Annotated in this window: 20 protein-coding genes and 1 pseudogene; 13 read left to right on the forward strand and 8 right to left on the reverse strand. The window is 71.4% G+C overall.

Annotation, left to right across the window (positions count from 1 at the left end; translation table 11 throughout):
- The first annotated feature begins 40 nt into the window (after nt 1–40).
- From ACN28C_RS32170 to ACN28C_RS32180, 3 genes are read left to right on the forward strand one after another with little or no spacing between them, the layout of a single operon-like run.
- A complete protein-coding gene (locus ACN28C_RS32170) occupies nt 41–1,606 on the forward strand; it encodes an alpha-amylase family glycosyl hydrolase (RefSeq protein WP_422771240.1) in 1,566 nt (521 codons plus the stop codon).
- The gene (locus ACN28C_RS32175; protein WP_422771241.1) at nt 1,596–2,864 is read left to right on the forward strand and encodes a D-arabinono-1,4-lactone oxidase; all 1,269 of its coding nucleotides are present in this window, start codon (nt 1,596–1,598) and stop codon (nt 2,862–2,864) included. The genes ACN28C_RS32170 and ACN28C_RS32175 overlap by 11 nt, the downstream gene beginning before the upstream one ends.
- Nucleotides 2,861–4,129, forward strand: coding sequence for an MFS transporter (locus ACN28C_RS32180; RefSeq protein WP_422771242.1), 1,269 nt, complete (start codon nt 2,861–2,863; stop codon nt 4,127–4,129). The genes ACN28C_RS32175 and ACN28C_RS32180 overlap by 4 nt, the downstream gene beginning before the upstream one ends.
- A 10-nt stretch (nt 4,130–4,139) precedes the next feature.
- On the opposite strand, the gene ACN28C_RS32185 is transcribed toward ACN28C_RS32180, so the two are convergent.
- Both ACN28C_RS32185 and ACN28C_RS32190 read right to left on the reverse strand, forming a co-directional pair.
- The gene (locus ACN28C_RS32185; RefSeq protein WP_422771243.1) at nt 4,140–4,892 is read right to left on the reverse strand and encodes a class I SAM-dependent methyltransferase; all 753 of its coding nucleotides are present in this window, start codon (nt 4,890–4,892) and stop codon (nt 4,140–4,142) included.
- A gap of 82 nt (nt 4,893–4,974) precedes the next feature.
- Nucleotides 4,975–5,316, reverse strand: coding sequence for a hypothetical protein (locus ACN28C_RS32190; protein ID WP_422771244.1), 342 nt, complete (start codon nt 5,314–5,316; stop codon nt 4,975–4,977).
- A gap of 686 nt (nt 5,317–6,002) precedes the next feature.
- Between ACN28C_RS32190 and ACN28C_RS32195 the strand changes: the two genes are divergently transcribed.
- The 4 genes from ACN28C_RS32195 to ACN28C_RS32210 all read left to right on the forward strand — a co-directional run bounded on the left by ACN28C_RS32195 (nt 6,003) and on the right by ACN28C_RS32210 (nt 9,204).
- Nucleotides 6,003–6,809, forward strand: a complete 807-nt coding sequence (locus ACN28C_RS32195; protein WP_422771245.1) for a helix-turn-helix domain-containing protein — start codon at nt 6,003–6,005, stop codon at nt 6,807–6,809.
- Entirely contained in the window at nt 6,800–6,988 is a 189-nt protein-coding gene (locus ACN28C_RS32200; protein ID WP_422771246.1) for a DUF397 domain-containing protein, read from the forward strand. Before ACN28C_RS32195 ends, ACN28C_RS32200 begins: the two co-directional genes overlap by 10 nt.
- Nucleotides 6,989–7,443: 455 nt before the next feature.
- Nucleotides 7,444–8,178 (forward strand): peptidylprolyl isomerase, encoded by a 735-nt coding sequence (locus tag ACN28C_RS32205; protein WP_422771247.1) that lies wholly within the window; start codon nt 7,444–7,446, stop codon nt 8,176–8,178.
- A gap of 156 nt (nt 8,179–8,334) precedes the next feature.
- A complete protein-coding gene (locus ACN28C_RS32210; RefSeq protein WP_422771248.1) occupies nt 8,335–9,204 on the forward strand; it encodes a class I SAM-dependent methyltransferase in 870 nt (289 codons plus the stop codon).
- A gap of 124 nt (nt 9,205–9,328) precedes the next feature.
- On the opposite strand, the gene ACN28C_RS32215 is transcribed toward ACN28C_RS32210, so the two are convergent.
- From ACN28C_RS32215 to ACN28C_RS32235, 5 genes are all read right to left on the reverse strand, one after another.
- Nucleotides 9,329–10,219 (reverse strand): metallophosphoesterase family protein, encoded by an 891-nt coding sequence (locus ACN28C_RS32215; RefSeq protein WP_422771249.1) that lies wholly within the window; start codon nt 10,217–10,219, stop codon nt 9,329–9,331.
- A 44-nt stretch (nt 10,220–10,263) separates the two neighbouring features.
- Entirely contained in the window at nt 10,264–10,671 is a 408-nt protein-coding gene (locus ACN28C_RS32220; protein WP_422771250.1) for a cold-shock protein, read from the reverse strand.
- Nucleotides 10,672–10,789: 118 nt separating this feature from the next.
- Nucleotides 10,790–11,578 (reverse strand): ABC transporter permease, encoded by a 789-nt coding sequence (locus tag ACN28C_RS32225; protein WP_422771251.1) that lies wholly within the window; start codon nt 11,576–11,578, stop codon nt 10,790–10,792.
- A 140-nt stretch (nt 11,579–11,718) separates the two neighbouring features.
- Nucleotides 11,719–12,741 carry an ABC transporter substrate-binding protein gene (locus tag ACN28C_RS32230; protein ID WP_422771252.1) on the reverse strand — a complete coding sequence of 341 codons (1,023 nt, stop codon included), beginning with the start codon at nt 12,739–12,741 and terminating at the stop codon, nt 11,719–11,721.
- Nucleotides 12,742–13,362: 621 nt separating this feature from the next.
- Nucleotides 13,363–13,506, reverse strand: coding sequence for a hypothetical protein (locus ACN28C_RS32235; protein WP_422774948.1), 144 nt, complete (start codon nt 13,504–13,506; stop codon nt 13,363–13,365).
- Nucleotides 13,507–13,553: 47 nt separating this feature from the next.
- On the opposite strand from ACN28C_RS32235, the pseudogene ACN28C_RS32240 reads away from it, so the two are divergent.
- The 3 genes and pseudogenes from ACN28C_RS32240 to ACN28C_RS32250 all read left to right on the forward strand — a co-directional run.
- Nucleotides 13,554–13,715: pseudogene (locus ACN28C_RS32240) on the forward strand (GntR family transcriptional regulator); the annotation flags it as partial.
- Between the two features lie 9 nt (nt 13,716–13,724).
- Complete coding sequence (locus tag ACN28C_RS32245) at nt 13,725–14,210, forward strand: GntR family transcriptional regulator (protein WP_422774886.1); 486 nt, start codon at nt 13,725–13,727, stop codon at nt 14,208–14,210.
- 60 nt (nt 14,211–14,270) lie between these two features.
- Nucleotides 14,271–15,209 (forward strand): DUF6282 family protein, encoded by a 939-nt coding sequence (locus tag ACN28C_RS32250; RefSeq protein WP_422771253.1) that lies wholly within the window; start codon nt 14,271–14,273, stop codon nt 15,207–15,209.
- Between the two features lie 134 nt (nt 15,210–15,343).
- Here the strand turns inward: ACN28C_RS32250 and ACN28C_RS32255 are convergent, their stop codons facing one another.
- Nucleotides 15,344–15,823 carry an OsmC family protein gene (locus ACN28C_RS32255; protein WP_422771254.1) on the reverse strand — a complete coding sequence of 160 codons (480 nt, stop codon included), beginning with the start codon at nt 15,821–15,823 and terminating at the stop codon, nt 15,344–15,346.
- Nucleotides 15,824–16,065: 242 nt separating this feature from the next.
- On the opposite strand from ACN28C_RS32255, the gene ppdK reads away from it, so the two are divergent.
- From ppdK to pflA, 3 genes are all read left to right on the forward strand, one after another.
- On the forward strand, nt 16,066–18,744 hold the full coding sequence (gene ppdK, locus ACN28C_RS32260) for a pyruvate, phosphate dikinase (protein WP_422771255.1): 2,679 nt from the start codon (nt 16,066–16,068) through the stop codon (nt 18,742–18,744).
- 209 nt (nt 18,745–18,953) lie between these two features.
- Nucleotides 18,954–21,188 (forward strand): formate C-acetyltransferase, encoded by a 2,235-nt coding sequence (pflB, locus tag ACN28C_RS32265; protein WP_422774887.1) that lies wholly within the window; start codon nt 18,954–18,956, stop codon nt 21,186–21,188.
- Nucleotides 21,185–21,949 carry a pyruvate formate-lyase-activating protein gene (pflA, locus tag ACN28C_RS32270; RefSeq protein ID WP_422771256.1) on the forward strand — a complete coding sequence of 255 codons (765 nt, stop codon included), beginning with the start codon at nt 21,185–21,187 and terminating at the stop codon, nt 21,947–21,949. The genes pflB and pflA overlap by 4 nt, the downstream gene beginning before the upstream one ends.
- Nucleotides 21,950–21,984 lie beyond the last annotated feature (35 nt).

A 21,984-nucleotide genomic window follows, 5' to 3' on the forward strand; every position in this document is an offset into this window, starting at 1 on the left:
GGCGGCGAAGAGGGCCGGTGGCGGAGAAGGAGGGTCCGGCATGACAACCGAGCACTGGTGGCGCAGCGCCGTCATCTACCAGATCTACCCACGCAGCTTCGCCGACTCCAACGGCGACGGCATCGGTGACCTGCGCGGCATCGTGGAGCACCTCGACTATCTGAACGACGGGACGTCGCGCTCCCTCGGCGTCGACGCCCTCTGGCTCTCCCCCTTCTATCCGTCGCCCCAGGCCGATTTCGGCTACGACATCAGCGACTACCAGGCGGTGGATCCGGCGTACGGCACCCTGGCCGACTTCGAGAAGCTCGTCGAGGGGGCACACCAGCGCGGCATGCGGGTCATCGTGGACCTGGTCATGAACCACACCTCGGACCGGCACCCGTGGTTTCTGGAGTCCCGCTCCAGCCGGTCGAACCCGAAACGCGACTGGTACGTCTGGGCCGACGGGCGCGACGGCGGGCCGCCGAACAACTGGCTCAGCTCGTTCGAGCGGTGCGGTCCGGCCTGGACCCGGGACGAGACCACCGGCCAGTTCTACCTGCACAGCTTCACCCCGCAGCAACCGGACCTCAACCTCCGCAACCCGCAGGTGCGGGCGGCGATCCGCGAGGTGTGGGGGTTCTGGCTGAAGCAGGGCGTGGACGGGTTCCGCATCGATGTCGCGCACCGGCTCTTCAAGGACGGCCAGCTCCGGGACAACCCGGAGCCGCTGGCCGCGTACCGGCGGTATCACCGCCATCCGGAGCTGCGGCAGTACAACCTGGACCAGCCGGAGAGCCACGAGCTCCTCCGGGAGCTGCGCTGTTTCCTCGACGGCCACGGGCCGGGCCTGCTGCTCGGCGAGGTGCCGATCAGCGACGACAGCCGCCTGGTGGAGTACTTCGGCGCGGACGGGATGCACACCGCCTTCCACATCGCGTTCTGGGAGCAGCCGTGGGACGCGGCGGCGTTCCGGGGCACCGTCGACCGGCTCTCCGGGCTGGCCCGGCCGGACGCGCTGCCCACCTACGCGCTCGCCACCCACGACATCCCCCGGACGGTGAGCCGGTACGGCCTCCGTCAGGCCCGGGTGGCGGCGATGATGATGTTCACGCTCCGCGGCCTGCCCTGCGTCTACTACGGCGAGGAGCTGGGCATGGCGGACTCCCCGCCGGAGCGGGCGCTCGACGTCGACGACCGGGACGGCCAGCGGGTGCCGATGCAGTGGGAGCCCACCGGCGCCGGCTTCACCACCGGCACCCCGTGGCTGCCGTTCGGCCACGACATCGGCACCGCGAACGTCCTGGTGCAGGACGCGGCGCCAGGCTCCTCGCTGAACCTCTACCGCCGGCTGATCCGATACCGGCGCGCCTCCACCGCGCTGCGCTTCGGCGACTACGAGTCGCTGGACTCGCCCGCACAGACCTTCGTCTACCGGCGGCGCAGCCCGGAGGAGGAGCTGCTGGTCGCCCTCAACTTCGCCGACCGGCCGATCGTGCTGGCGATCGGCGAGGGACCGGCCCGGCTGGAGCTCTCCACCGATGCCGCCCGGTCCGCCGGGACGGTGTCGCTGCGGTCGGTGCCGCTCGGCGCGCTGGAGGGTGTGCTGCTCCGTGTCGGCTGAGCTGCGCAACTGGGCGGGAAACCTGGCGTACGGCGCCCGCCGGGTCCACCGGCCGACGACCCTCGACGAGCTCCGGGCCGTGGTCGCCGGGAGCGACCGGATCCGCGCGCTCGGCACCCGGCACTCGTTCAGCGCGGTCGCCGACACCGTCGACGACCTGGTGTCGCTGGAGGCGATGCCGTCGGTCGTCGAGATCGACGCCGCGGGCGGGGCGGTGACGGTGGGCGCGGGCGTCCGCTATGCCGAGCTGGCCCGGGAGCTGCACGCCGCCGGTCTCGCGCTGGCCAACCTGGCCTCGCTGCCGCACATCTCGGTGGCCGGGGCGTGCGCGACCGGCACCCACGGCTCGGGCGTACGCAACACGGTGCTGGCCGGCTCGGTGCGCGGCTTCGAGCTGATGACGGCCGGCGGTGAGCTGCGGACCGTGCGGCGGGGCGATCCCGACTTTCCCGGCCTGGTGGTGAACCTCGGCGCGGTCGGCGTCGTCACCGCCCTGACGCTGGACGTCGAACCCACCTACCAGGTACGGCAGACCGTCTATCTCGATCTTCCGTTGGGGCCGGCGCTCGACCACTTCGAGGAACTCGTCTCCTGCGCCTACAGCGTCTGCCTCTTCACCGACTGGGCCTCGCCGCACTTCACCCAGGTCTGGGTGATCGCCCGCACCGACGAGCCGGAGCCGAAGGCCCCCGGCGAGCCGTGGTTCACCGCCACGCCCGCCGGCCGTGACGTCCACCCGGTGATCACCAATTCGGCCGCCGCCTGCACCGCCCAGCAGGGCGTACCCGGCCCCTGGCACACCCGGATGGCCCACTTCCGTCCCGAGTTCACGCCCAGCTCCGGCGCGGAACTGCAGTCCGAGTACGCCGTGCCGATCCGGTACGCGACCGCCGCGATCGAGGCGCTGGACCGGGTGCGGGGCGACATCCATCCGGTGTTGCAGATCTGCGAGGTGCGTACGGTCGCGGCCGACGACTTCTGGCTGAGCCCGGCCTACGGCACCGACGTGATCACCATCCACTTCACCTGGATCCCCGACGAGTCCCCGGTGCGCGACGTCATCCGGCTGGTCGAGGAGCGGCTCGCTCCCTTCGACGCGCGTCCGCACTGGGCGAAGCTCTTCGAGGTCACGCCCGAGCAGGTGCGACGGTGCTACCCCCGCGTACCGGACTTCGCGTCACTCGCGCGCAGGTACGACCCCGACGGCACCTTCGGCAACGCCTTCACCCGGCTGTACCTGGAAGGAACCATTGCATGACCGGAACACCGTCCCTGCCCGACGGGCAGGTCACCACCACCGAATCGAGAGACGCCCAACTCGTCCGGCTCAGGACGGCCACGACGCTCTTCTTCGGCATCGGCGGGTTTCTCTTCGCCGGCTGGTCGGTACGCATCCCGGCAATAAAGGAGCAGGTGCAGGCCACCCCCGGCTCCCTGGGGCTGGCGCTGCTCGGCATCTCCGGTGCGGCGGTGCTGACGATGCTGCTGACCGGAGGGCTCTGCCGCCGCTGGGGCAGTCGGCAGGTGACGATCGCCTCCGCCGTGCTGCTGTCGCTGGCGGTGGTACCGCCGACGCTGACCCGTTCGCCGCTGACCCTCGGCCTGACGCTGCTGGTCTTCGGGGTCGGCTACGGTGCGATCGACGTCGCGGTGAACAGTGTCGCGGTCGACCTCATCGCCGCCGTCCGGCGACCGATCATGTCCGGGCTGCACGCGGCCAACAGCGTCGGCAGCCTGGTCGGCGCCGGTCTCGGTGCGGTGCTGGCACTCCGGCTCTCCCCGCTGACCCACATGCTGGTCGCGATGCCCCTGGCGCTGCTCGCCACGGGCTGGGCGGGCCGGATGCTGATGTCGGCGCCGCTGTCCCGGGCGGGTCGGCCGGAGCCGCCGGCCGTGCCGTCCGGGCACCGCACCCGGCACGCCGGGTTGACGGTGGTGATCGCCTCGGTCGCGGCCCTCTGCGCCGCCTACAGCCAGGGTGCGATGGACAACTGGGTCCCGCTGCACATCCAGATCGACCTCGACGGAAACTCTGCTGTCGCCGCCGCCGGATATGCCACGGTCGCCGGGACCCTGACCATCGGCCGGATCGTCGGCGTACGCCTCCTGGAGCGTTTCGGCCATCCGATGGTGGTGGTCGGCGGCGGGATCGTCGCGGCCGTGGGAGCGCTGGTGATGGCGCTGTCACCGGTGCTCTGGCTCGTCTTCGCCGGCCTGGTCGTGACCGGCCTCGGGCTGGCGAACATCTTTCCCTCCGCGCTGGCGCTCGCCGGGGCGAAGGGCGGGCCGAACGGCATCGCCCTGGCCTCCACCCTGGGCTACGGCGGCATCCTGCTCGCCCCGCCGTCGATCGGGTTCCTGGCCGACGGCTACGGCCTGTCCCGGGCCCTGACCATCATCGCGGCGATGCTGGCCATCGCCGCCGCACTGAGTTTCCTGGTCCGGCACGAGGTCCAGGACGGCCGGGCCGAGCGGAGGACGCGCACCACCGCCGCCGCCCCGGATCCGGCGGTGAGCGGTTGACCGGCGGCGACTACCGGTTCTCGTCCTCGGCCGGCGTCGGCCTGGTGGCCTCGAACAGGGCGACACAGCCGCGTACGGTGAGTTGGATGTCGGTGAACCGCTGGTCGAGTTGCCAGCGGAGCCCGGCCAGGTCGTCGTCGGCGTTGTGGAAGATTCCCCTGGCGTTGTAGACCTTCATCAGCCGGCGGGCCGCCGCGCTCACCCGCACCCCGGACGACAGGATCGTGCTGCCGAAGAACCGGCCGCCGGGGCGGAGCGCCGCGGCCGCGTTGTCGAATACCGCGCTCTTCTCCGCCCAGGTGCCGGGGAGGCAGTGCAGCAGGAAGTTCGCCCCGACCGAGTCGTGCTGACCGGCCCGGAACGTGCCGTCGCCGAAGGGCAGCGGCTGGAGCACATCGGCCCGCACCACCGTGGGCTGATGGCGGGCGACCCGCGCCGCACTGACCCGCAGCACGGTCGGGTTGAGGTCGACCAGGGTCAGTTCCGGACGGTCGACCGGGAAGCGGCACCGGTCCAGGAAGTACGCCGTGCCGGCACCCAGCTCGACATGACGGGCCCCGATGTTGCGCTGGTAGTTGTCCAGCATGTGCCGCTTGCCGCAGCGCCACACCAGCCGGCAGGAGAAGGCGAGCACGAACGCGTCGTAGCCGGCCAGCACCAGCCGGTTGTAGACCGCCTGGCCGGCGATGACCTCCTCGGCCGGTGGCGCAGTGCCGGCCGGTGGTTCAGCGTCGGCCGGTGGTACGGGATCAGCCTGTGACATGGCGTCGATCCTGCCGCATCCTCCCAGCTAACCGACTCGGGCATGGTCTGACCAGCCCTCGGGGAGGGTTGTTCACCCAGCGTTAGACACCGTGTCCGCGGGAGCCGCCGTTGCGCCTGCGAACGATGTCGAGGCGCGGGGTCAGCCAGCCCAGGAAGCGGGCGTACATCCGGGCCGGATCCGGTCCGGGGTCGGGATTGAGCAGGTAGAGGTCGCGCATGGCAGCCGCGAACGCCTCGGCCAGGTCCGCCGCCAGTCCGGCCGGATTCCGAAGATGGTCGAGCGGCAGCAGCGAGCGCGCGGCCAGGCACGGCCAGTCGGTGCCGCAGACCCGGCAGAGCCAGATCGGTCGTTGCGGCAGGTGCGCCCGGCCCGGTCGTTCCGCCCCACCCTCTTCCCGAGGGGTACGCCGGCCTGCCGCCACTGTCCTGCCGGCGAAACTGTCGAGCTGCCCCGCCTGTGCACCCAGCTGTACAGGGGCCTCAGCGGAGACTGTCCCGGCGCGCCGACAGCCACCGTCAGGCTCAGGGCCAGGGTCGTTCGGCGGCGACTCGTCGGGCGCCGAACCCACGGCGGCCCCGGTCATCGCCGGAACCCGCCCAGCCGACCCCGCTCCGTCGATCGCACCCGCTCCGTCGATCCGCTCCGGTTCGTCGATCGGCCCCGGTTCGTCGGTCGGCCCCGGTTCGTCGGTCGGTCCAGAGGTGGCATCGTCGGCGCGGGGTGTGGTGAGGTCGTTGGCGTCACCGGCAACGGCGAGAACGCCATCGGCACGGATGGCGGGAGGGTGCCGAGGCATCCCCAGCGCTCTCCGCACCGGCAGTACCGCCAGAGCCGTCGCCAGTCGCGGCGGTGGATTTTCGGTGTACGTCGACTCCAGTTCACGCTGACACCTCCTCGGGTTGGAAGCGGGGGCCGCCTCGGGCGGGGGAAGGAATCCCGACGGCCCCCGCGCGGTCCCGCCCGTCCTTTCCAAGGCCATGGCTCCGAGCGGTTCCGCTGATGACACTCTGCTATGGATGGCACTACGCTGAGGAGCTTCGCGACCGGTACGACCTTCGCGTATCCGGGTTTATCCCGTCCGGTGTTGCCCTTCGTCATCGAGGAGTCATGGTGGAACGGTCACCGATGCTCGAACATTTCGCCGAGGAGCTGCGTCTCGCCCGCGCCGCCGCCGGCATGTCGCAGGCCGCCCTCGCCGAGGCGATCAACTACTCCCAGCCGATGGTGGCCAAGGTGGAGAGCTGCGAGCGCCGCCCGAGCCTGGACTTCGCCCGCCGCTGCGATGCCGTCTTCACCACCGACGGCCGTTTCGTCCGCATTCAGAAGCGGATCAGCCGCGAGATCGTCGTCCAGTACTTCCGGGAGTGGGCCGGCGTCGAGCAGGAGGCGAAAGCGCTGCGGTCGTTCGAGCCGGTGTACGTGCCGGGGCTGTTGCAGACCGAGGCGTACGCCCGAGCGGTCTTCGCGGGGCCGGGGCTGCTCTCCGCCGAGGAGATCGAGGAGCAGGTGGCCGCCCGACTGGACCGGCAGGAGATCCTGGCCCGGGCGAAGCCGCCGCTGCTCACCTTTGTCATCGACGAACACGTGCTCCGGCGCCCGATCGGCAACCGCGCGGTGATGCGGGAGCAACTGCTGCACCTGGTCAAGGTCGCCACCAGCGTGCCGCAGGTGCGGATCCACGTCGTGCCGGCCTCGGCCGGGGCCTACGCCGGGTTGGACGGCCCCTTCGTGCTCGCGACGCCGCAGGCGGGCGAGCCGGCCGTCTACTTCGAGGGGCACTGGCACGGCCAGGTGGACGACCGCCCGGACTTCGTGCGCCATATGATCGACATTTGGGAGACCATCCGCAGCGTGGCACTCCCTGACCAGCAGTCGATCGACCTGATCGCGGAGGTGGCCGAGACGTGGAGCTGACCGACGCCCGATGGCGGAAGAGCAGCCGGAGCAACAGCAGCGGCGGAAACTGCGTCGAGGTCGCCGGTAACCTGCCGGGGGTCGTCGCGGTGCGGGACAGCAAGGACCCGGACGGGCCGGCGCTGGGCTTCGGTGCCGCAGCCTGGCGAAACTTCCTCACCCTGCTGTCCCGGCGGTAGCACCGCCCGGCGCGTCAGGGCCGCAGGCGGTGCCGGACCCAGACGTTGGGTTTCCGGCGACGGGATTCGCCGGCCGAGGGGTCCGGGCCGGACGGCTCCCGCCCACGGTCCGGGTGTGCATCGATCGATCCCGTTAGGCTGGCCCGGTGAGTCAGCCGCCTGCCGAACCGCCAGCCTCCGAGCCACCCCGACCCGGCCCCGAACCCTCCGGACCCGAGCCCACCGGACCGGCGCCTGGCGGGCCACCGCCTGCCGGACCACCGCCTGCCGGACCGGCGCCTGGCGGGCCACCGCCTGCCGGACCGGCGCCTGGCGGGCCACCACCTGCCGGGCCACCGCCTGCCGGGCCACTACCTGGCGGCACTCCGCCCTTCCCGCCGCCGCCTGCCGGTGGCGGCCAGCCGGCTCCGCCGTACCAGCAGGGGTCGCCACCGACGCGGAGCCGGCGGCCGCTGGTGATCGGCCTGATCGCGGCGGGTGTGGCGGTCGTGCTCTGCCTCGGCCTCGGCTGTGCCGGCCTGGTGGTCTACTACCTCCGGTCCGACAGCGACAGCAGCGCGGACGCGGGCGGCGAGAGTGCTGTGCCGGCGACGCCGGGCTCGTCCGCGCGCACCTCGTCGGCGGAATGTTCGGGCACCGTCAGGCCGACGCACGCCGACACCAGGCCGGTCGGGCTGCCCGACTTCGACGCCGCGGCGACGACGGGCACCGCCACGATGCGGATGACCACCAACCTCGGCGAGATCGCCATCTCGATGGACCGGGCCCGCACCCCGTGCACCGTCGCGAGCTTCCAGCACCTCACCGGGCGGAGGTTCTTCGACGGCAGCACCTGCCACCGCCTCGTCACCGAGGGGATCCACGTGCTCCAGTGTGGCGACCCGAGCGGCACCGGGCGAGGTGGACCGGACTACACGTTCGCCGACGAGAACCTCACCGGCGCGCGGTACGACCGGGGCGTGGTGGCGATGGCCAACACCGGCCAGCCGGCCACCAACGGCAGCCAGTTCTTCATCATCTTCCGGGACAGCTCGACGGCGCTCCAGCCGCTCTACACCCCGTTCGGCACCGTCACCACCGGTCTCGACATCGTCGACCGGGTGGCGGCCGGCGGCCACGACAACTCCAACCCGGCCGGCGGCGGCACACCAACTCTCCCCCTGACCCTCCAGACGGTGACCGTGGACTGACCCGCCCGCCGTCCTGGGAAACGGTCGGGTGGATCTTGACGGCTTCTTGCGCCTTGAACGACAACAAGTCATCACGATCCGGTCCTGGGGTGACACGCAATTTCCAATTTCGCAAGCTACTGGCGAAGTATCGGGATAAAGGTCAGAATTCCCCGCATGGCTGTTGGTGAGTTCCAGACCCAGGTCGTCCGGCGTGCCCGGGGGATCAGCGCCGCCCTCAGCACGCCGCCGTACGTGAAACCCGGACACTTCTACTCCCCCGCCACCTCCCCGGCGGACCGGAGCAGGGCGGTCGGATGGCGCGACCTGACACCGGTCGGTGTGGACCTGCGGGAGGGCGAACAGCTCCGGCTCGCCGCCGCACTCGGCCCGTTGATGCGCGAGTTGCCCGCCGACCGCTGGCACGACCGCAACGGGTTGTACGGCCGCGCCGACGCCGCCGTGCTGCACGCGATGCTCCGGCATCACCGGCCGGCCCGGTTGGTGGAGGTCGGTTCCGGCTACTCCACGGCGGTCGTCCTCGACGCCGCCGACCGGTTCCTGCCTGAACTGCGGATCACCTGCGTCGAGCCGCACCCGGAGCGGCTGCGGGCCCGGCTGCGCCCCGGCGACCAGGTCGAGCTGGTGCAGCGCCGGGTCCAGGACGTCGACCGGTCCATGTTCGGCCGGCTCGGTTCCGGCGACATCCTGCTGATCGACTCGACGCACGTGGCCAAGGCCGGCTCGGATGTCGTCTGGCTGCTGCTGCACGTGCTACCCACGCTGAATCCCGGCGTGATCGTGCACATCCACGACATCCACTGGCCGTTCGAGTATCCGGAGCGGTGGCTCCGGGAGGGCCGGGACTGGACCGAGGTCTACCTGCTGCGGGCCTTCCTCACCGACAACGCGGCGTGGCAGGTGCTCTTCTTCACCTCGTGGCTGTGGTCGCAGCACCCGGAGGTGCTACCCGCCGAGCTCCGCGAACTGCCCACCGGCGCCTTCTGGATGCGCCGCGTGGACGAGCCGGACGGCACCGCCCGCTGACGGACCAGGCGGCACCGCCCGCTGACGGACCGGACGGCACCGCCCGCTGACGGACCGGACCGGACGGCACCGCCCGCTGACGGACCGGACGGCACGGTCGAGTCGGGCGGTAGCCGTCCCAGTCTCACCAGACCAGGTCGGCGTCCTGCTCGGGCGCGCCGACCGGCAGGATCCGCACCGGGCCACGCGGCGGGTTCCGCCGGGCCTGCCACTCCCGCGGATAGCCGAGCGACACCTCCTGGAAGCGAACCCCGTCGAACCAGTTGATCCTCGGGATGTGCAGGTGCCCGTAGACGACGGCGGCCGCGTTGTAGCGCCGGTGCCAGTCCGCGGTGTGCACCGTGCCGCACCACTGGGCGAAGACCGGATAGCGGAGGATCCGGGTGACCTCCCGCACCAGCGGAAAGTGGTTCACCAGCACCGTACGGGTGCCGGGCGCCAGCTCCGCCAGCCGGCGTTCGGTGAGCGCCAGCCGCGCCGCGCACCAGTCCTCCCGACTCGGGTACGGATCGGGGTAGAGGACGTGTTCGTCGGTGCAGACCACGCCCGCCTCGTGCGCCATGGCGAGCCCGGCCTCCTTGCTCTGCGCGCCCTCCGGCCGGAACGTGTAGTCGTAGAGCAGGAAGAGCGGCACCACCGTGACCGGACCGCCCTCCCCGGTCCAGACCGGGTACGGATCCTCCGGGGTGACGACGCCGAGCCGGCGACACACCTCGACCAGCATGTCGTAGCGGGCGACTCCGCGAAGCCGGACCTTGTCCTGCGGGACCGTCCACAGCTCGTGGTTGCCGGGCACCCACACCACCGTGCGGAAGCGCTCGGTCAGCAGCCGCAGGGCCCAGTAGACGTCCTCGACCCGTTCACCGATGTCACCGGCGACCAGCAGCCAGTCCTCGTCAGAACCCGGCACGAAGCCCTCGACGAGCTTGCGGTTCTCCGCATATCCGACGTGCAGGTCGCTGACGGCGAGCAGGTCGCCGCCGGAACGCGAGCCGCCGGAACGCGAGGGGGTCACCGAGCGATCCTACCGGGCCGGAACGGCCACGCCGGGCGGGTGGCTCAGGACTCGACCCAACCGTGCTGCCGGGCCAGCGCCACCACCTGCTGGCGGATGACGCCGATCTGGGCTGCGGTCAGCGACGGCACCTTGTCGATCAGCAACTCGGTGATCTCACTGCGGAACTCGGCACCGGAGAGGACGTCGCAGAGCCCGTCATCCTCCCCCGCCGTGCGCACCGGGCGTGGCTTGGCGGCGGCGACCGGGCGGTCGACAATCCGCACCACCGAAGCCTTGAGCCCGCGCTCGCCCTGCTCGACCTCGTAGTCCAGCCGGATCCCCGGCTGGATCAGGTGCTTGTCCTCACCGAAGTCGTTGGCGTGCACGAAGACGTCCTCACCACCGTTGTCAGGGGCGATGAACCCGTATCCACGTACCTCGTCGAACCTCAACAGCTTCCCAGACGCCACAACCACCACCGCCACCTGTCACCTGTCACCTTTGCAGAATCACCAACACGCAGGAAACAGCGTAGCCATCGGATCGCGGGCCGGCGGCCCCGGACCACTCCGGGTGGTCACCCAACGGCTACGACGAGATCTCCCGTGCCCAGGGCGCGACGAGCCGCTCGATCGTCACCATCAGGTAGAACAGCGCGGCTCCCATCAGCGCCAGCAGGGTCAGCGCGGCGAACGCCAACGGCGTGTCGGCGGAAGCCCCGGAGTTGACGATTACCGCGCCGAGCCCTTTGTCGGGGTTGACCACCTCGCCGATGATCGCGCCGATGATCGCCAGCGAGATCGCCACCTTCAACCCGACGAAGATCTGCGGTAGCGCCCAGGAGAGCCGTACCTTGACGAAGGTCTGCCACCACGACGCCGAGAGCGAGTGCACCAGTTCGCGCAGGTCGCTCGGGGTCGAGGTCAGCCCGGCCATCGCGGAGACGACGATCGGGAAGAAGCAGACCAGGATCACCATGACGATCTTCGGCCCCGGACCGAACCCCATCCAGACCAGCAGCAGCGGTGCGAGCGCCACCTTCGGGATGGCGTTGATCGCCGCCATCAGCGGCATGGTCATCCGCTCGACCGTCCGGAAGGCGGCCAGCAGCAGGGCGACCAGCAGCCCGCCACCTGCCGCGATGCCGAAGCCGATGACGGTCTCCAGCAGAGTCACCCAGGTCTCCGCGAGCAGATAGCCGGGAAGGCGCACGAACGCGTCGACCACGTCCGGCGGTGCGGGCAGGAAGAACGGGTTGATGTCGAACATCTCGGCAATCAGCCACCAGGCACCGATCGCCAGCAGCGCACCGAGTACGGGCAGCCCGACGTTCGACCAGAGCCGGGCCGCTGTGGGGGTGGACGGATCACCGGTCATGACGACCTCCGGACGACGCGACGGGCGGTGTGCAGTGGCGGGCGGTGTCGTGGACGGCGCACGGCCGGGACGGTGGTCGGTCCGACCTGCCGTCCCGGCCACGGTCGCCGAGCCCGCCGGTGGCGGGCGCGACGCTCGGGCTATCCGGCCTTCGGTACGAAGCCGAAGTCGACCACCTTCTCCGGGGTCAGCCCGGCGGGGATCAGACCGGCGCCCTGCATGACGGCGATGGTCCGCATGACCCGTTGCTCGTCCATGTATCCGATCGGGGCACCGCCGGCCGGTGACACGTACGGCGTCATCGCCTTGATCTCACCGACCCCGGACGGCACCGCGTAGCTCGGCTCCGCCTTGTTGAGGATCTGCGCCGCCTCCTCGGGGTGCTCGACCGAGTACTGCAATCCCTTCAACAGCGCGGTGGTGAAGCGGCGTACCAGGTCGGGGTTCTTCTCGATCAGGCCCGGAGTGGTGATCACCGCGTTGCCGAAGAGGTCCCGGAGGTAGTCGCTGTACGGCAGCACGACGACCTCCTTCTTGGAGATGTTCGCCAGTGCGGTGCGGCTGAGCAGGAAGGTGCCGAGGGCGTCCACCTTGTTCGCGGCCATCAGGCCGTTCAGCGCGGTGGCCTGCGCGCCCTGGATCTTCACCTTTGCCGCGTCGATCCCGGCCAGCCGTGCGTACGCCGGGAAGAGCAGTTCCGTGACCGACCCGGCGCCGGTCGCGATCGTCCGGCCCTCCAGGTCCTTCGGGGTGTTGATGTTGGTGTCCTTGGTGGTCATCACCGCGACCAGCGTCTGCTGGTGCACGGCGGCGACGGCCCGCCAGTCGGTGAACTCGCCCTTGCCGGCCTGGATCACCGCGCCGGTGAAGTCGAGCGCGGCGAACTGCACCTTGTTGGACTTCAACGCCGTCAGGTTGGGGACGTTGCCCGCGCCCTTCTGGATGTCGACCTCGATGCCGGCCTCGGCGAAGAAGCCCTTCTCCTTCGCCACCCAGACGAAGGCGTCCCGGCCGACCGCCCCGAAGGCTGTGATGTAGCCGACCTTGTCCGGATCTTTCTTCGCCGCCTCCGCGTCCGCCCCCGAGTCGCCGCCGCAGCCGCTCGTGACCGCCAGCGCCACCGCCAGTGACGCCGCGGCCAGCAGGCGAGAACGTCTGATCATGTGTGTGCCTCCCGCTCGTGGATTCGGTACCGAGGGCGGGTATCGACGCCTCCCGTACGAACCGCACGCCGCGACCCCTCGGCGTGCGGCCGGTCACCGGCCCTCGTTCGGTCGAGAATCGTAAATGAGCTGTGTCCGAAATGTCATCGACGGAATCCGGTCAAGATTATGGCAAGCTGAGGCTCAATCGCTTTCCGGGCAACCTGTCTCAGCAGGTCGAAGCGTTTGACATCTGATGTTCACAGCACTCAGTCTGTCTGCAACATTGTTGATGATCCTGGAGACAGAGTTGCGGTCAGCTGCGCTGGGCTGGAAGGTGGCGGGCTCCCCGCGCCCCGCCGACCCGACCGACCCGGGCCGCGGCAACCGGGCGTACTGCCCGGCGGGTGGGCACACTGCGGCTAAGGTCCGACGCGTGCATATCCCCGTCGACACGGTGGACCCCGCGGACCCGACGCTCCAGTGTCACCGGCCGGATCGAATCCGTCGCGGCCCCCGCCCAGATCGCCCAGATGTTGACCGATGCCGGACGCCGGACAGATTTTCGCCCGCAAAGCACGGGCCGGTCCGTTTGGCCGGCTCTGGTCGCACGGCCGGGCGCGGATGCCGGCGGTGACCAGATCATGACCGAATCGGCGCAACCGCAACCAACGCCGTCACCATCGCAGCCGTCACCACCGCAGCCGTCACCACCGCAGCCGTCACCACCGCAGCCGTCACCACCGCAGCCGTCACCACCGCAGCCGTCACCACCGCAGCCGTCACCGGCCGGCGGACGGCGGCGGGCTCCGGCTCGATCCGCCGACGAGGCGTACGACCAGCTCCGTCAGGAGATCTACCGGGGCGAACTGATGCCGAACGAGCGACTCATCGAGGTGGAGCTGGCCGCCCGGCTACAGGTCAGCCGGGCGGTCGTCCGCACGGTGCTGGTCCGGCTCGGCCAGGACGGTCTGGTCGTGCTCACCCCGAACCGGGGCGCGCACGTGCGGCTGGTCACCGAGGCGGAGGCCGTCGAGATCCTCCAGGTGCGGGCCGTCCTGGAGGCGCTCACCGCCCGGCAGGCGGCGCTGAACGCCACCGCCCGGGAGATCGCCGCGATCCGCCGGCTGCTCGCCCGGATGGAACGCAAACTGGCCGCCGACGACCTGCTCGGCTACTCCGAGGGGAACGCCAAGCTGCACGCCGCGATCATCGAGGCGTCCCGGCACCAGACCGCGTCCCGGCTCATAACCGACCTGCGGGCCCAGCTCGTTCGCTTCCAGTACCGCACCATCCTGGTGCCGGGCCGGCCGGCCCAGTCCCTCGCGGAACACACCGCGATCGTCGAGGCGATCGCCGCCCGGGATCCGGAGACCGCCGAGGCGACGATGCGACGCCACCTGGGACACGTCGAGTCCACCCTGGCCAGGACCGCGACGGCGATCCGTCGCCGGGGCGGCGGCCGGGCCGATCCCACCAGTCCGGGCTGAGCGGTCGCCCGCCCACCGGGCCGGTCACCCCGCCATCCCGCCACCCTCGAAGGAGTTTCGATGTCCGAGCACCCCGTCCCCTCCGCCCGCGCCCGTGCCCTGGTCGCCGGGGCGTACGACACGCACGTGCACGTCGCACCCGACGTGATGGAGCGGCGGATCGACGACCTCGACCTGGCCGGGCGCTTCGCCGAGGTCGGGCTCGCCGGCTTCGTACTCAAGTCGCACTACGTGGCGACCGCCGAGCGGGCGGCCGTGGTCCGCAAGGCACGCCCCGGGGTGGACGTGCTCGGCGCGGTGACCCTGAACGGCTCGATGGGCGGGATGAACCCCGTCGCGGTCGAGATCGCCGGCCGGCAGGGTGCCCGGGTGGTCTGGATGCCGACGGTCGACGCCGGCAACCAGCGTCGCAGCCACGCCGCCGACCTGCCGGGAGCGAAGCCGGCGATGTGGGGCGCGCTCCAGGCCGACCTGCACGCCCAGGGCATCGTGCCGGCGGCCGTCGAGGTGGTCGACCCCGACGGTCGGGTGCTGGAGCCGGTGCGCCAGGTGCTCCGGGTGATCGCCCGGCACGACCTGGTGCTCGCCACCGGGCACCTGTCCGGTCCGGAGATCGTCGCCGTGGTGCACGCCGCCCGCGCGGTGGGGGTACGCCGGATCGTCGTCACCCACCCCGAGTTCACCTCGCAGCGGCTGCCCGTGGCGCAGCAGCGGGAACTCGCCGAGGCAGGTGCCCTGCTCGAGCGCTGCTTCACCACGCCGTACACCGGAAAGGTCTCCTGGCCGGATCTGTTCGGCAACATCCGGGCGGTGGGCGTGGCGCACTCGGTGCTCTCCAGCGACCTGGGCCAGCCGTTCAACCCGCCGGTCGAGGACGGTCTCGCGCTCTTCGCCGACAAGCTGCTGGAGGCCGGCTTCGCCGAACCGGACATCGAGACGATGGCGGTGCGAAACTCCCGGCGGCTCGCGGCGCCCGCCGGCGACCGCGTCCCGGCCTGACCGCCGTCCCGGGCTGACCGCCGTCCCGGGCTGACCGCCGTCCCGGGCTGACCGCCGTCCCGGCCTGACCGCCGTCCCGGGCTGGCGAGGCCCCCGGCGACGGTACTCAGGCGGCGGTACTCAGGCGGCGGTACTCAGGCGGCGGCGCCGACGACGGTGACGGGTTCGTGGCGTACCGGGAAGGTGACCGAGCTGGCGATGAAGCAGAGCTGGTGGGCCCGGTCGTGCAGCTCGGCGGCCCGCTCCGCCATCTCCGGCGCCGCCACGGTGACCCGGGGCCGGAGCACCACCTCGGTGAACGCGCCCCCGCCGTCGCCGCTCTCCACCATCGTGCCGACCGCCTCGTCGACGTAGCCGGTCACCACCACCCGCCCCCGGGCGCAGAGGCTTAGGTACGACAGCATGTGGCACTGGGCGAGCGACGCCAGCAGCAGCTGCTCCGGGTTCCAGCGGGCCGGATCGCCCCGAAACGTCGGGTCGGCGGAGCCGGGCAGCAGCGGCGGCCCGTCGGCGGTGACCTGGTGGTCCCGCCCGTAGTCCCGGTAGTTGACAGTGCCCGCCGCACCCGCCCCGGTCCAGGTGACGGTCAACGCATAGTCGTGGATCCTCGGCACCGCACTCTCCCTCTCAGCTCGCTGCTCGCTGCTCGCTGCTCGCAGTATGCACCGCTTGAGGTGCAAGGAAGGGCCCCCGCTTATCGCTTTCTGTTGTAGCGGGGGCCCTTCCTAACGCCTGTGGCGGTTCCGGCGGGGCGAAGGTCCCGTCGACGGGCTTCCTCTGGCCCTGTGGCCCGAGGTCGGCGCCCTGTTACCACCGGTATGACGACCCACGTCGACCCGACGAGAGGCGGCCGGTGATGCCCAGGTACGTGTTCGACTTCAGCGAGGGTGGCAAGGACCTCAAGGATCTGCTGGGTGGCAAGGGCGCGAACCTCGCCGAGATGACCCGGCTCGGCCTGCCCGTGCCGCCCGGATTCACGATCAGCACCGAGGCGTGCCGGGCGTACCTGAGCACCGGTGAGGTGCCGGCGGGACTCGTCGACCAGGTCGACGCCGAGCTGCGGAAGGTGGAACGGCGGGCGGGCCGGACGCTCGGCGACCCCCGCAACCCGCTGCTGCTCTCGGTGCGCTCGGGCGCGAAGTTCTCCATGCCGGGGATGATGGAGACGGTCCTGGACATCGGCCTGACCGACGTGACCGTGCGCGGGCTGGCCGGGCAGACCGGGGACCCGCGCGCGGCCTGGGACTCGTACCGGCGGCTGATCGGGATGTTCGGCCGGACGGTGTGCGGGGTGCCGGCCGACGCCTTCGAGCGGGAACTCGCCGCGCACCGGTCGCACGCCGGGGTCGCCACCGACGCCGAGCTTGGCGAGCCGGACCTGCGACACCTGGTCGAGGTCTACCGGAAGGTCTTCGTCGACCACACCGGCCGGGAGTTCCCGCAGTCGGCACGCGAGCAGCTCCACCTGGCGATCGAGGCGGTCTTCGCCTCCTGGAACACCGGGCGGGCGGTGTTGTACCGGCGGCAGGAGCGGATCCCGCAGGACCTCGGAACCGCCGTGAACGTGATGGCGATGGTCTTCGGCAATCTCGGCTCCGACTCCGGCACCGGGGTGGCCTTCACCCGCGACCCCGCCACCGGGCGGCGCGGCGTCTACGGCGACTACCTGGCCGACGCCCAAGGCGAGGACGTCGTCGCCGGGATCCGGAACACCGTGCCGTTGCAGGAGCTGGAACGAATCGACCCGAGCAGCTTCGACCAACTCAATTCCATTATGGACAAACTGGAGCACCACTACCGCGATCTCTGCGACATCGAGTTCACCATCGAGCGCGGCAGGCTCTGGATGCTGCAGACCCGGGTCGGCAAGCGCACCCCGGCGGCGGCGTTCATCATCGCGGCGCAACTCGTCGACGAGGGCGTCATCGACCTGGACGAGGCACTGCGCCGGGTCAGCGGCACCCAACTGGCCCAGCTCATGTTCCCGCGCTTCGACCGTACGGCCGCGCCCGCGCCGCTCGCGGTCGGCGTACCGGCCTCGCCCGGCGCGGCGAGCGGGCGGGTGGTCTTCGACGCGGCCCGCGCCGCGCGCCGCGCGGCCGACGGCGAGCCGGTCATCCTGGTCCGGCGCGAGACGAGCCCGGACGACCTGCCCGGCATGATCGCCGCACAGGGCATCCTCACCTCGCGGGGCGGCAAGACCAGTCATGCCGCCGTGGTGGCCCGTGGGATGGGCAGGACCTGCGTCTGCGGCGCCGACGCGCTGGACGTCGACACCGAGGCCGGGCGGTTCACCGTCGGCGGCACGGTGCTACGCGAGGGCGACGTCGTCTCGATCGACGGCGCGACCGGGGAGGTCTTCCCCGGGGAGGTGCCGGTACACGCCTCGCCCGTGCTGCGCCACCTCCAGGGCGAGACGGCGGCCGGCGAGGACGCGCTGCTCGACGCCGTAGGACGGCTGATGGCGCACGCCGACCGGCTGCGGCGGCTGGAAGTGCACGCGAACGCCGACACCGGCGCGGACGCTGTCCGGGCGCGGCGGTTCGGCGCCCAGGGCATCGGGCTCTGCCGCACCGAGCACATGTTCCTCGGCAAGCGCCGGGCGCTGGTCGAGGCGCTCGTCCTCGCCGACGGCGAGCAGGAGCGGGAGGCGGCGCTGGCCGCACTGCTGCCGTTGCAGCGCGCCGACTTCGTGGAGATCTTCGAGCAGATGGACGGGCTGCCGGTGACGATCCGGCTGCTGGACCCGCCGCTGCACGAGTTCCTGCCGCCGCTGCCCGAACTGACCGCCCGGGTGGCTCGCGCCGAGGCGCTCGGGCACGATCCGGGACGGGACGGCGCCCTGCTCGCCGCCGTGCGCCGGATGCACGAGGAGAACCCGATGCTCGGGCTGCGCGGGGTCCGGCTCGGCCTGGTGGTACCGGGGCTCTTCGCCATGCAGGTCCGGGCGATCGCACAGGCCGCCACCGAGTGCGCCGGCCGGGGGCTGTCGCCCCGGCCCGAGATCATGGTGCCGCTGGTCGCCACCGTCCAGGAGCTTGAGGCGGTACGCGTCGAGGCGCGGCGGATCCTCGACGGGACCGATCTGCCCCGGATCCCGATCGGCACGATGATCGAGGTACCCCGGGCGGCGCTGACCGCCGGCGAGATCGCCGGGGCGGCCGACTTCTTCTCGTTCGGCACCAACGACCTGACCCAACTCGGCTGGGGCTTCTCCCGGGACGACGCGGAGGGGGCGTTCTTCCCCCGCTACCTGGAGTTGGGCATCTTCGGTGTCTCGCCGTTCGAGTCCATCGACCCGAGCGGGGTGGGGCGGCTGGTCCGGATCGCCGTCGACGAGGGCCGGGCGGTCCGACCCGACCTGACAATCGGGGTCTGCGGCGAACACGGCGGCGACCCGGACTCGATCCGGTTCTTCCACGGCGCCGGCCTGGACTACGTCTCCTGCTCGCCGTTCCGGATCCCGATCGCCCGGCTGGAGGCCGGCCGCGCCGCGCTCGCCTCACCGGCGGAGCCGACCGTCGACAGCCGCTGACGGGACCGACCGGCGCCAACGCCACAGGTGTTAGGAAGGGCCCCCGCTACAACAGAAAACGATAAGCGGGGGCCCTTCCTTTCAGGACTTCCGGCCCTGCCAGGGTCGGCGTCGGCGGCCGAGGCTGGAACTGCCGGAAACGAGAGTCTGGAGCCGCCCGGTCGGAGGAGACCATGACGATGTTCGACGCCATGACCATGCTCGACGCCATGACGATGCTCGACGCCTGGCGCGGATTTGTCGGCGACGACTGGCGGTACCGGATCGACGTGGAAGCGTTCATCCGGCAGAACTACACCCCGTACGAGGGGGACGCCACCTTCCTGACCGGCCCGACGGCACGGACCACCGAGCTGTGGGACGGACTCGGGCCGCGCTTCGCCGAGGAACGCCGTCGCGGCGTCTACGACGTCGACCCGCGCACCCCGTCGACGATCACCTCGCACGCCCCCGGCTATCTCGACCGCGACCGGGAGCTGGTCGTCGGGTTGCAGACCGATGCGCCGCTGCGCCGGGCGATCATGCCGGCTGGCGGGATCCGCATGGTGGCCAGCGCCCTCGCCGCCTACGGCTACACCCTGGACCCGCAGGTCGAGGAGACGTTCACCAGGCACCGCAAGACGCACAACGACGGGGTCTTCGACGCCTACCCGGACGCGGTCCGCCGGGCCCGCCGCTCGCACGTCATCACCGGGCTGCCCGACTCCTACGGCCGGGGGCGGATCATCGGCGACTACCGCCGGGTGCCGCTCTACGGTGTCGACCAGCTCATCGCCAGCCGGCTCGCCGACCGGGCCCGACTGGACGGATTCCCCTCGTCCCCGACGATCATCCGGGACCGGGAGGAGCTGGCCGAGCAGGTCCGGGCGCTGGAGGAGCTGAAGCAGATGGCGGCCGGCTACGGGTACGACATCGCCGGCCCGGCGACCACCGGCCGGGAGGCCGTCCAGTGGCTCTACTTCGCCTACCTGGCGGCGACCAAGGAGCAGAACGGCGCGGCGATGTCGCTCGGCCGGACCGCCACCTTCCTCGACGTCTACCTCCAGCGGGACATCGCCGAGGAGCGGCTGACCGAGCAGACGGCGCAGGAACTCGTCGACGACCTGGTCATCAAGCTGCGAATCATCCGATTCCTGCGTACGCCCGAGTACGACCAGCTCTTCTCCGGCGATCCGACCTGGATCACCGAGGCGCTCGGCGGGATGGGAAAGGACGGCCGGACCCTGGTCACCCGCACCACGTTCCGGTTCCTGCAGACCCTCTACAACCTCGGCCCGGCACCGGAACCGAACCTGACCGTGCTCTGGTCACCGGCCCTGCCCGAGGGGTTCAAGCGGTTCTGCGCCCAGGTGTCCCTGGACACCAGCGCGGTGCAGTACGAGAACGACGAGCTGCTGCGCCCGGCGTACGGCACCGACACCGCGATCGCCTGCTGCGTCTCGGCGATGCGGGTGGGCAAGGACATGCAGTACTTCGGTGCCCGCGCCAATCTGGCCAAGGCGCTGCTCTACGCCATCAACGGCGGGCGGGACGAGCTGACCGGGGCGCAGGTGGCTCCGCCGACGACGCCGGTCGGCGGGGAGGTCCTCGACTACGACGAGGTCGTGGCGGCGTACGAGAAGACCCTGGACTGGCTCGTCGCCACCTACGTCGACGCGCTCAACGTCATCCACTACATGCACGACAGGTACGCCTACGAGCGGCTGGAGATGGCGCTGCACGACTATCCGGTGCACCGCTTCCTCGCCACCGGCATCGCCGGGCTCTCCGTCGCCGTCGACAGCCTCTCCGCCATCAAGCACGCCAGGGTGAAGGTACTGCGCGACGAATCCGGTCTGGCGGTCGACTACGCCGTCGAGGGCGACTTCCCGTGCTACGGCAACCACGACGACCGCGCCGACAGCATCGCCGTCTGGCTCGTCGAGGCGTTCATGGCGAGGCTGCGCCGGCAGCCGACGTACCGCAGCGCCGAGCCGACACTGTCGGTGCTGACGATCACGTCCAATGTGGTCTATGGCAGGCACACCGGCAACACGCCCGACGGGCGGCGCGCGGGCGAGCCGTTCGCGCCCGGTGCGAACCCCGGCAACGGCCGCGACCGGCACGGGCTGGTCGCCGCCGCCCTCTCGGTGGCGAAGCTGCCGTACGCGAGCGCCCGGGACGGGATCTCGCTGACCAGCACCGTCACCCCGGACGGCCTCGGCCGCAGCCGGCAGGAGCAGGTCGGCAACCTGGTCGGTGTGCTGGACGGCTACACCGACGCGGGCGGCTACCACATGAACGTCAACGTGCTCGACCGGGCCACCCTGGAGGACGCGATGGCCCACCCCGAACGCTACCCGCAGCTCACGATCCGGGTCTCCGGCTACGCGGTCAACTTCGTCCGGCTCACGCCCGAGCAGCAGCGCGACGTGATCTCCCGTACCTTTCACGGATCGCTGTGAGCACCACCATCACCGGGACCACCGTCCCCCGAACGGCCACCGGGGCCGTGCACTCCTGGGACATCTCGACCGGAGTGGACGGTCCCGGCACCCGGCTGGTGGTCTTCCTGGCCGGCTGCCCCCTACGCTGCCGCTACTGCCAGAACCCGGACACCTGGCGGATGCGGCCGGCACAACGCACCGACGTCGATTCACTGTGGACGGTGGTTTCGGGGTTCACCCGCTTCATCCGGGTCGCCGGTGGGGGCCTCACCGTCAGCGGCGGTGAGCCGCTGCTCCAGCCCGCCTTCACCGGGGCGCTGCTGCGCCGCGCCCGGCAGACCGGCCTGCACACCGCGCTCGACACCTCCGGCGCCCTCGGCGACCGCGCCGACGACGCGCTGCTCGACGCCACCGACCTCGTCCTGCTCGACATCAAGTCCGGCGATCCGCAGACCTACCAGCGGGTGACCGGCGGCGAGGTGGCCCCGACCCTGCGGTTCGCCCGGCGGCTCGCCGAGCGCGGCAACCGGATGTGGATCCGTTTCGTCCTCGTGCCCGGCCTGACCGACGCGCCGGCCAACGTGGCGGCCGTGGCCCGGCACGCCGCCGCGCTCGCCACCGTCGAGCGGGTCGAGGTGCTGCCGTTCCACCGGCTCGGCGCGGCCAAGTACGCCGCCCTCGGACTGCGGTTCCCGCTCGCCGACACCCCGCCGCCCTCCCCCGAGCTGCTGGACCGGGTACGCGACCAGTTCCGCGCCCACGGCCTGGTCACCTTCTGAAGGCACCCCGCCGTCTGATCAAAGGTCCAAGGTCC

The sequence above is a fragment of the Plantactinospora sp. WMMC1484 genome (assembly GCF_049315195.1).
Classification (GTDB): domain Bacteria; phylum Actinomycetota; class Actinomycetes; order Mycobacteriales; family Micromonosporaceae; genus Plantactinospora.